Source organism: Finegoldia sp. P2-F-LR, assembly GCF_052932265.1.
The window spans coordinates 1-10,965 of record NZ_JBRFJF010000017.1 but is presented as its reverse complement, the minus strand read 5'-3'; the positions used below and the strand labels follow the sequence as shown (position 1 = coordinate 10,965).

General features: G+C 32.2%; 10 protein-coding genes. 8 read left to right on the top strand and 2 right to left on the bottom strand.

The window, feature by feature from the left end; translation table 11 throughout:
• The first annotated feature begins 128 nt into the window (after positions 1–128).
• A complete protein-coding gene (locus ACU68W_RS09075; RefSeq protein ID WP_094223113.1) occupies positions 129–962 on the top strand; it encodes a MetQ/NlpA family ABC transporter substrate-binding protein in 834 nt (277 codons plus the stop codon).
• A 40-nt stretch (positions 963–1,002) separates the two neighbouring features.
• On the opposite strand, the gene ACU68W_RS09070 is transcribed toward ACU68W_RS09075, so the two are convergent.
• Both ACU68W_RS09070 and ACU68W_RS09065 read right to left on the bottom strand, forming a co-directional pair.
• On the bottom strand, positions 1,003–2,367 hold the full coding sequence (locus ACU68W_RS09070; RefSeq protein WP_094223114.1) for a UDP-N-acetylmuramoyl-tripeptide--D-alanyl-D-alanine ligase: 1,365 nt from the start codon (positions 2,365–2,367) through the stop codon (positions 1,003–1,005).
• Positions 2,368–2,369: 2 nt separating this feature from the next.
• Positions 2,370–3,422 carry a D-alanine--D-alanine ligase family protein gene (locus tag ACU68W_RS09065; protein WP_094223115.1) on the bottom strand — a complete coding sequence of 351 codons (1,053 nt, stop codon included), beginning with the start codon at positions 3,420–3,422 and terminating at the stop codon, positions 2,370–2,372.
• A 172-nt stretch (positions 3,423–3,594) separates the two neighbouring features.
• Here ACU68W_RS09065 and ACU68W_RS09060 point away from each other — a divergent pair, with 172 nt between their 5' ends.
• The 7 genes from ACU68W_RS09060 (at position 3,595) to ACU68W_RS09030 (ending at position 10,816) form a co-directional block, all read left to right on the top strand.
• Positions 3,595–5,973 (top strand): glycogen/starch/alpha-glucan phosphorylase, encoded by a 2,379-nt coding sequence (locus tag ACU68W_RS09060; protein WP_446756420.1) that lies wholly within the window; start codon positions 3,595–3,597, stop codon positions 5,971–5,973.
• A complete protein-coding gene (locus tag ACU68W_RS09055; RefSeq protein WP_446756419.1) occupies positions 5,960–6,292 on the top strand; it encodes a thioredoxin family protein in 333 nt (110 codons plus the stop codon). The genes ACU68W_RS09060 and ACU68W_RS09055 overlap by 14 nt, the downstream gene beginning before the upstream one ends.
• A gap of 12 nt (positions 6,293–6,304) precedes the next feature.
• Positions 6,305–7,354, top strand: a complete 1,050-nt coding sequence (corA, locus tag ACU68W_RS09050) for a magnesium/cobalt transporter CorA (protein ID WP_094208183.1) — start codon at positions 6,305–6,307, stop codon at positions 7,352–7,354.
• 15 nt (positions 7,355–7,369) lie between these two features.
• Positions 7,370–7,924, top strand: a complete 555-nt coding sequence (locus tag ACU68W_RS09045) for a hypothetical protein (protein ID WP_002835645.1) — start codon at positions 7,370–7,372, stop codon at positions 7,922–7,924.
• Complete coding sequence (locus ACU68W_RS09040; protein ID WP_227930617.1) at positions 7,924–8,412, top strand: dihydrofolate reductase; 489 nt, start codon at positions 7,924–7,926, stop codon at positions 8,410–8,412. Before ACU68W_RS09045 ends, ACU68W_RS09040 begins: the two co-directional genes overlap by 1 nt.
• 302 nt (positions 8,413–8,714) lie before the next feature.
• Complete coding sequence (locus ACU68W_RS09035; protein ID WP_094223118.1) at positions 8,715–9,893, top strand: zinc-ribbon domain-containing protein; 1,179 nt, start codon at positions 8,715–8,717, stop codon at positions 9,891–9,893.
• A gap of 8 nt (positions 9,894–9,901) precedes the next feature.
• A complete protein-coding gene (locus ACU68W_RS09030; protein ID WP_094223119.1) occupies positions 9,902–10,816 on the top strand; it encodes a 1-phosphofructokinase family hexose kinase in 915 nt (304 codons plus the stop codon).
• Positions 10,817–10,965: the final 149 nt, after the last annotated feature.

Here is a 10,965-nt window from a genome sequence, read left to right as displayed (position 1 = left end):
ATTGGGAAGACTAGCTTCAAGGAGGTTAACTACGACCTCTATCTATACAATTATTATCCCATAAGAAAGTGGGATAGAGAACAAAATGTAGTATTAATTACTACAACTATAATATACGAGGAGGTAATATGAAAAATAAATTTTTAAAAGTTGTATTATTAGCTACATTAATGTTTTTACTTGTAGCTTGTGGCAAAAAAACACAAAATAATTCAGGAGAAATGAATAAAGAAAAAGTTGTAATAGGAGGTACTGCATTATCTCAAGTATATTATGAACCATTAGCCGAAAAATACAAGGAAATGGGATATAAAACAGAATTCAAGATGTTTGATTCTAATCAAATACCATTAGAAGCATTACAAAACGGAGATATAGATATTTCTATAGCTCAACATAAAAAATATGTTATGAGTTTTAATAAAAATAATAATGCTGATTTGGATTTAGTAAAGCCATATGGTATGTATACAGGAATTGGACTATATTCAGAAAAATATAGTAAAATTGAAGATATTCCAGAAAATGGAAGCATTGCTATTATGAATGATGCGATGAATGAAAATATTGCTTTGAGAATATTAGAAAAATCTGGTTTGATTAAAATTGATCAAAATGCAAAGCTTGCAACTGTAGCGGATATAGTAGAAAATAAAAAGAATTTAAAAATAAAAGAAATTGAACAAGCTCAATTAGTTTCTAGTTTATCGGATGTTGATGCAGCGTGTATTTTCTTTACACATATGTCTAATGCCAAAAAAGACCCATCAAAGTATCTTGCTCGTGATGATGAAATGATAAATTATCCTATGGGACCTTTTGTAAAGAAAGAGAATGTCAATGCAAAATGGGCAGTGGACTTTGCAAAATGTTATAGAGATAAAGATGTACAAGAAAAAATAAAGCAATTATTCCCAGGAGTATTTGAATTTTATACTGATGATAGTCAAGTTAGTGAATAAGAAAAATGTGAACTAAGAAAACTTAGTTCACATTTTTATTTTATATTTCTTTTATTTGTTCGACTAATTTATCGAATTGCATTGCATGAGATGCTTTTACTAAAACTAATGTGTTGTCCACGATTAATTCTTGCAATTTTTCTAGCAATTCTTCTTTTGTTTCAAAGTAGAACACTTTGTCTTCTGCAAAGTTTGTCCTTGCTCCTTTGATTATGTTTTCTGCTAATGGTCCAGTTGCCAATACGTAGTCGATTTTTTCTGGATTGATTGATTTACCGATATTTTTGTGAAGAGTTATTTCGTTATCTCCAAGTTCTAGCATATCACCTAATACGGCAATTTTTCTAGAATAGCCGTGCAATCCGTAAGCTGTTTCTAGGCAGCTTGTCAATGATTGTGGATTTGATTTGTAACTGTCGTTTAAAATATGGAATTTATCTAGTAGGATAAGTTCGTTTCTCATTCCGGTTAATTCGATATTTTTAAGTCCTTTTGCAATATCAGAATAATCCAATCCCATAAGTTCAGCTACTATTATTGACATTGTAGCGTTGTACATTTGATGATGTCCCAACAATTCTATGTTGAACACGTGGTCGTTGATTGAAAAAGTCGATCCTGTTTCATCGGCCTTGATCATTTCCATTCTATAATCGCTGTCTGGTTTTATTCCAAAAGTTATGGTTTTTTCTGGTAATTTGTATTCTTGTTTTACTTCTATAAGAATTGGATCATCATTATTTAAAATAAATATTCCATCTTCTTTTAAGCCTTCAAGGATTTCGAATTTCGCTCTTGCAATGTTTTCTTTTGTTTTCAAATTCAATAGGTGACTGTCGCCAATGTTTGTAATCATTGCGATGTCGGGATGCGCGATGTTTGTCAATTGTCTGATTTCTCCGAAGTTTTCAGTTCCCATTTCAAGGACAGCAACTTCAGTATCATCATCTATGTCAAATATCGTCTTGGATAATCCGATTTCGTTGTTGTAATTTTTTTGTGTTTTAACGACTTTGTACTTTTCTTTTAATAAAGAACTCATTATATCTTTTGTAGTTGTTTTGCCGTTAGACCCTGTGATGGCGATTACTTTGCAATCCAAACTGTTGATGTATCCTCTAGCTAAATCCATCATAAATTCTTTTGTATCATCTACTTCGATTACTGGATAATCGTTGATGTTTCTGTAATCCCTGTTAACTACACAACAAGATGCGCCCTTTTCAAAAGCCATCTCTATGTAATTTTGTCCATCGAAATTATCTCCTCTAAGAGCGATGAACATGTTGTCTTTTTGAATAGTTCTTGTATCTGTGGAGATACCTTTTACCATTACATCATGGTATTTTTCGTTTATAATCGTGTTAGTAAGTTCTGTTATTGTTTTTAAATTTCTTGTTAACATATTTACCTCTCTAACTTATATGCTTTATTTTTTTCGTATTCTTCAACAGCCAAATCAATTAAGTTGTCGAATACTTCTGAAACACTCATATCGTTAGTGCATTTCCACAAAACTGGAAACATTGAATGTGGAGTAAGTCCTGGAACTGTGTTAATTTCGTTCACCCAAAGTTCATCGTCTTTTACGAACATATCAACTCTTGAAAATCCTGACAAACTCATTAATTTGTACACTTTTTCTGACAAGTGTCTTGCTTTTAATTCTAATTTTTCATCCATTGGAAATGGTGTAAGCATTTCTGTTTTTGAATCGTTATATTTTGCATCGTAATCGAAAAACTCTACATCGTGTATTTGATATACACCCGGACGTGATGCAACTGGATTGTCATTGCCCATAACTGCTATCTGAAGTTCTGGTCCAATGATTTCTTCTTCAACTAAAATTCTTCTGTCGTATTGGAATGCGTTTTGAATTGCTTTTTCCAATTCTTCTTCTGTTTCTGCTCTCATAACGCCAACAGATGAACCAGCGTTACATGGTTTTACATAAACTGCCTTGGATGTTTTGTCGAATATTTCTTTCAAATTGTAATCGTCGTTTTTGCAAAGTACTACGTATTTTGCTTGAGGAATTTTGTTCAATTCGAAAATATCGTTAGTGTATCCTTTGTCCATGCAAAGTGCAGAACCCAACACATTACATCCTACAAATGGCAAATCCAAAACTTTTATGAAACCTTGGATTGTTCCATCTTCACCGTAACTTCCGTGAATTGCAGGAAATATTACAGTGTTTTCTGGATTGATTTTTCTGATACACTCGCTGACAGATTCTATTACAGAAAGCTCAGTGTCAAGCACTAATTCGTCGTCGGATTTTATTTCTTCAGTTATGTTTTCTTTCATTATGAATTTTTTATCGCGGCGAACGAAAATCGCACTTACGTTATATTTTTCTTTTGATAAATTATTTATTAATGTTCTAGCACTTGTGATACTTACTTCGTGTTCAGTACTAGGACCGCCATATAATACATATATATTTTTTTGCATAATTTTTGTCCTTTCTTGTGACTCATTAATATATTACTATAACTAAATCATTATATCAATAAAATAGAAAAATGTATCATTTTTGTTGATTTTAATAAAAAACAATACAAACTTAATAGGACTATTTTACAAATGTGGTAAAATATAGTTGAGCTGAGAATAGGAGGATTTTATGGAAAAGGAAGAATTTTTGTTGCAATTTGAAAAAAACTTATTTAATTTGTTTGGGAAAGATTTGCAAACTTCTACTGAAAAAGAAAAATATATAGCTTTTTCTAAAATAATAATGAACGAATTGGCTGATGATTGGAAGAAAACTTCTGACAAACACAAACATATTAGAAACGCCTACTATTTTAGCGCGGAATTTTTGATAGGAAGATCTTTGGGGAATAATTTGTTGAATATGGGATTGGATGAAAAATATTCACAAATTTTAAAAGAATTGGACATCGACATCAATGATTTGGAAATTCAAGAAGAAGATGCAGCTTTGGGTAACGGTGGTCTAGGAAGACTTGCAGCATGTTTTATGGAGAGTGCAGCGAGTTTGGATTATCCGTTGACAGGTTATGGTGTTAGATATCGCCAAGGACTTTTCAAACAATATTTTCACAACGGATTTCAAATGGAAGTCGGAGACAATTGGACATTGGACAAAGATCCTTGGTCAAGACGTGTAGAATCGGAATCCAAAATCATTAGATACAAAAACCAGGTCGTAAAAGCAGTTCCTTATGATATGCCTGTTGTAGGCTACAAAAATCACGTTGTAAACACTTTGAGATTGTGGCAGGCAGAATGTGATGACGGATTTGATTTTCAAAAATTCAACAATTTTCAATACGATGATTCTGTAAAAGAAAAAAACAGGGCAGAAGATATTACCCGAGTTTTGTATCCTAATGATATACAAAGACCGGGAAAAGTTTTAAGGCTTAAACAACAGTATTTTTTCTGCAGTGCATCAATTCAAGATATAATTGAAAAATACGAGAAAAACTTCCCAAATGATGAGAGTTTTGAAGATTTTGCAAAATACAATACTATCCAATTAAATGATACTCATCCTGTTATGGCTATCCCAGAAATGATGAGAGTGTTGATGGATGATAAAAAACTTTCTTGGAAACAAGCTTGGAATGTTACAAGCAATGTGTTCAACTACACTAACCACACGATTTTACAAGAAGCTATGGAAAAATGGAGAGTCGATGTTGTAGAAGAAGTGAGTCCTAGAATTATGGATATTATCGCTGAAATCGACAGGAGATTTGTCAGCGATTTGGTGGGATTGTATTATTCTGTGGATAGAATAGACAATCTCAGAATAGTGAAGGACAATACTGTTAATATGGCTCATTTGGCAATATTAACAGCCGTAAAGATTAACGGCGTTGCTAAAATCCACACAGAAATTCTGAAAAACGAGACATTAAAATCATGGCACGATTTGTATCCGGATAAATTCGTCAACAAAACAAATGGAATTACTCCAAGACGTTGGTTATTTTATGCAAATCCAGAGCTAACACAGTTTATAACAGAACTTTTGGGAGAAGATTGGAAAACTGATCTAACAAAATTAAAGGAGCTTGAAAAATTCCTAGATGATGAGAGTGTTTTGGAAAAACTAATGGAAATCAAACTTCACAACAAAATCAGACTCAAAAAATACATCAAAGAGCATGAAAATATCGATGTGGACGAGAACTCTATTTTTGACATACAAGTTAAAAGACTTCACGAATACAAGAGACAATTGCTGAATGCTTTTCACATTTTGAATTTGTATTATAAAATCAAAAACAACGAAGTATCAGATATTCCAAAACAAACATATATATTCGGAGCGAAGGCAGCACCTGGGTATTTCAGAGCAAAGGCTATTATAAAATTCATCAATGAAGTTAAAAATCTCGTGAACAATGATGATGTTGTTAACAAATATATCAAGGTTGTGTTCTTAGAAAACTTCAACGTATCCATCGGAGAATTGGTGTATCCTGCAGCAGATGTGAGTGAGCAGATTTCAACTGCGGGAAAAGAGGCTTCTGGAACTGGTAACATGAAATTTATGTTAAATGGAGCATTGACTGTGGGAACTTACGATGGTGCTAATATTGAGATTTTCAATCATGCAGGTGAGGACAACAACTTCCCATTTGGAGCAACTGTTGATGTATTAAATTCCATCAGAGACACTTACAATCCAGTTGAGTATTATTATAAGGATGAAAACATCAAACGAGTTGTGGATACTTTGCTAAGCGATTTGATCAATGATAGTGGATCGTTTATGTTCTTGGACATTTACAATTCACTTGTAAACAGAGATTCATCCTTTAAGTTGGACGAATACTTCGTATTAAAAGATTTCAACGATTATGAACAAATTCACGAAAAGATTTTACAAACCTATTCTGACAAGAAAAAATGGGCGAAGATGAGTTTGATGAATATCGCAAATTTCGGAGAATTTTCATCGGATAGAACTATAAAAGAATATGCAGAAGAGATTTGGAGGATAGTACCAAATGAAAAAATTTAAAAAGAGTGACATTAACTCTAAGATATTTAACAAAGGAAACAAGATTTTATTTTTCCACGCTGACGGGATTTGTCCATGTATTCCAGCGAAAAGAGATTTGGAAGATATCGAAAAATCATTTCAAGGAGAAGTAGAATTTTACGAATATTTAGCTAAAAAAGTTAGAGAAATTGACAAGGATGAGATAATTACACATTACGAAGCGTTGCCGCTACCTACGACTTTATTTATAAAAGATGGCAAAATCATCGACAGACTTGTAGGGGATAACTCAAAATCGACATACAGAAATTACGCGAACAAATTATTGGACGAATAAGAGGAGATAGTATTGGCTAATTTATTATTTGAGGATAGAATCAACGAAATATTAGATACTCTTAGGCTTGAGAACAATCTTGAGAACACCAAAATTACTTTTTGTACTTTTGATGAACATCATTTCGACAAACATCAAACCACAGACATCGATGATATCGAATTGAGAGATGACAGGATAAATTGGATATATATTACAGGATTATCAGATACAGATAATTTTATAAAAATGAAAGAAAAATTCAAAATCCATCCTCTTATAATAGAAGACATGTTGGATGTGGAACAAAGGACAAAACTGGAAGCTTATGATGATTATTTGTTCGTGGTAACAGATACTGTGGATTACGATATGTTCAACAGCGTAAAGGAATTGTCGTTTAACCAAGTGTCATTCGTATTAAAAGAAAATTTGTTAGTGACTGTTGAACAAAATAAAACCACATCATTTGACAGAGTTTTGGACAAGTTAGAAAAAATTCCTGTTTTTAGACCGAAAACTACAGATGGACTATTGCTTTTGTTAATGGATGCATTCATCGACAACTACTATCAAATTTTTGATATTTTGGGAGAATACATAGATGATTTGGAAGACGTTATGATGACTAATCATGATGACGATATTCTCAGAGAACTTTACACTATGAAGAAAAACCTAATATTTTTGAGGAAGACTTTGTGGCCTTTGCGTTCAGTTATCAATGAAATTTCGAAGTTCAGAGTAAATTTGGTAAGTCACAACACATCTATTTACATGAGAGATTTGTACGATCACATAATCCAAATGCTTGAATTCATAGAAGTGTATCGCGATATGATTAACTCCATGATAGATGCATTTGACACTAATATCTCTAACAGAACTAACGAAGTAATGATGGTATTGACTGTGTGGTCGACGATATTTTTGCCTTTGACATTCTTAACAGGAGTCTATGGAATGAACTTTAAATATATGCCGGAACTTCAAGGGAAATACGGATATATTTTGTTCTGGGTTACGGCTGTTGTGATTACTAGTGTTATGATTTATTATTTTAAAAAGAAAAAATGGATGTAGTATAAAGGAGATTTTATGGAAAACAGTACTTTTTTGGCATCTGATTATGAAAAAGAACAAATTGATGCTATTAAAAAAATACTGCGAGTGTATTTTAGTGGAGATATTGAATTTAGCAAGAATTTTTCTGAATTGAAACCAAACATAGACAACCAAAATTTGAAAGAAGTTTTGAATAAACTAGATGAAAATATAAACAGAGATGATTTGATAAGATATGTCAATGATATCAACATAATGGCTTATAATGAGGAAAATAAGCTTTGTTTTATGTATGATGCTAACAGGAAATTTACAAAAGAAAGAAAGATTGCACTTGAGAATTATCCACGAGATAAAAACTATGGTTTTTGTATTGAAAAATGGATAAACAAATGCAATAGCATACTTTCTAATTCATCATCTGATTTGCAAAATGCAATCTATAGCACTATGCTTGATATTTGCTGTGAGGAAATGGGTATACTTGTCGTAAGGATATGTGAAGGTGATTTTGATTGGACAGACAATCACGCAATGGAAAAATTGAACGAAATTGTAAGTAATATAAGGAAGGGAGATTTTTGTTAATGAAAGTTATATTAGCAGTAGATAGAAATTTTGCGATAGGAAAAGATGGAGATATGCTTTTTTCAATTCCTGAAGATATGCAAAGATTTAAGGAGTTAACAACTGGAAATATCGTTATAATGGGAAGAAAAACATTGGAATCTTTGCCAGATTCAAAACCTCTACCAAATAGAACCAACATAATAATTACAAGCAAAGACTTAGACGGTATGCTTTGCGTAAAAAACGAAGAAGAATTGCTACGCACTCTCAAAGAAATCAACCCAGACCACAAAATGACAGAATATTTGATAGGTGGAGCAAACACGATTGAATCATTGATACATTTAGTTGATGAATTCGTAATCACTTATGTTGACGCAGAATTTGAATATGATGCAAAAATCAGAAACTTATTTGAAGACCAAGATTATTATGTAGCGGAAGAGTCAGACATCAAAACTTACGAAGATTTGAATTATAGATATATGGTGTTTAAAAGAAAATAGAGAAAAAGAGTATTACACATTCATGCTAAGAATATCATACGGAAAAAAATGCTTTGATTTCACATCGAAAAAATTCGTCCAAAATCGTACCGCGTAAGCGAAGCGTGCTTACGATTTTAGGATTTTGAGATTCAGAAATCAACAATTTTTGTAGTCTAGATATTCGTGCATGATGTGTATTTACTCTTTGAAAAATAGGAGATATAAAATATCTCTTATTTTATTGCCCAAATATTAAGATTTGGCAAAGTTATAATTGAGTATAATGTATTGTGATATAATATGGTTACGGAGGTGAGTAAATGCGTTGTCCTAATTGCAATGAAAAAGTGTTAGATACGGTGAATTTTTGTCACAATTGTGGGTTTAATTTGAAAGAATACCGTGAAAGTTTGAATGAACAAAAGGATATAAAAGAACAACCAGAAGATAATCACGCATCTACAGACAAAGATTATTCATATTCAGATGATGTTATGAACATTTTTAATATAAAAAATCGTGAAAAATCAGCTGAAGAACAAAAGGCTGAAGATATCATAAACAAAAACAAAACTGAACACAAACCTAAAAGGATTGAAGATATTTTTCAAGTGATTAACAAAAACAAATCTCAGTATGGAAAGTTCAATCCCGACAAAGAAGTTGAGAAGAAAATAAACCACGAAGATGAAAAAGAACCTGAAGAAAATTATGAAAACACGATTTTTATTACCAAAGGTTATGACGAAAAACAAGAAAAAATTAAAAGAGATGAGTCGATAAGATTCACTTCGGCAAATGAGTTTACTATTCATAAGTTTGAAGACGAAGATGAAGATGATGACCAATTTATGGATACTTTTGAGGTTAAAAGCAAACAAGTTTTTGACAAAATCAATTTGTTCTTTACTAAAATATTGAAGAAAATGATGGGAGGCACACAACCTTACAGGTTCTCGATGAGACTTGCGGTTGTAGTGTTATCTGCGTTGCCGCTTTTATTCTTTTACATGAATTCTACAAATCACTGGACATTTACTCAAAAATCAAAAGCAATCGTAGTTATGGTTTCGGTGTTGGTTTTGGATGTTTTCCAAAAACTTTTATCCTACAGTCTGGGACTTAAACTAGCAGGAACGAAATTATATCAACCAATCGACAAGGATTTGAGAAACAATATCTCAGTTTTACTTTCGGTTATAGAATCTCTCATATTCAGCTTATTTGGGGTTTTAACAGCAGGTGGACTTGTTGGTTTTAGTTCGTCAGTTTTCACGTTTACATTTTTAGGTGCACACGCTTTTATATATCTAATTTCATTGGTAATATTGATATTATTTGCAACGATTATTTTAGTAGATAGATTTGATTACAAAAATTTGTGGAAAGTTTACGGACTTAATGCAGCTGGAATTGTGATAACAAGACTTGTTGTGTTTATGGTCGTTATGACACTTCTTCAAAAATTATTTTTTGGACTTGCTCCGGGATTAATGTAGGTGATTAAATGATTTACACAGTTACTATGAATCCAGCGCTTGAATTTGTAAGTGAAGTTTCGGATTTTGAATTTGACAAGAACAATATATCGGATTTTGATTTGATGCTTCCAGCTGGAAAAGGAATCAATGTTTCGAGAGTTTTAAAACAACTTGGACTTCCGACTGTTGCAACTGGATTTGCAGGAGGTTTTACTGGAGAATTTGTTGAAGATTGGCTAAGAAGAGAAGATATCAAATCTGAGTTCATAAGAATTGATGATAATACTAGAATTAATATCAAAATCACAGGTTCTTCGAAAACCGTAATCGAATCAAAAGGACCTAGCATTTCTCATCAAGAACTACAGGAATTGTTATACTATCTATCAAGAGTTAAAGAGGGAGATACTGTGTTTTTGTCTACAGCTTTTCCGAAAAATATAACAGAAACTGTAATCGAAAGAATGATTGCCATCTGCAATGCCAACAAAGCACAATTCGTACTTGATATAGACGAGTATTATCTGGAGAAATTTGCAAATGAAGGATCATTTCTTGAAAATATCAGCGTAAAATGCTTGGAACATTTATTTAAAACGAAAATAGATTCAGAATCTGATTTGCTTAAATGGAAAAATGAAATATCTGGTTTGAATTCAAAATTTGTCGTAGTTCCATTTGTAGAGAATAAAGTGTATTTGTTCCAAAAAGATTCCACGTACGCATTTGAAATAGACGAAATAGCAAACCAAAAAAGAGATTTTGTTATCGACTCAATAATCGCGGGATTTATCGCGACATTTATCAGAACTTCAGACTATGAAAAGTCTTTTGAAATGGCAAATGCATGTGCACTTGCTTCGTTGAAGACCAAGGATTTGCCGAAAAAATTCCAAATAGATGATTGCTTTGAAGATATTAATATAATACAAATAAACTAAAATAAAAAAACAAGGTGTTGAATTTTGATATGTACCCTCTTTACTGGACAAACCAGTAAGGAGGGTATTTTTATGAAATATAGTTATGAATTTAAAAAAGAATGCGTACAGTTGTACAGAGAAGGAAGATGGGCGGATACACCTGAAGG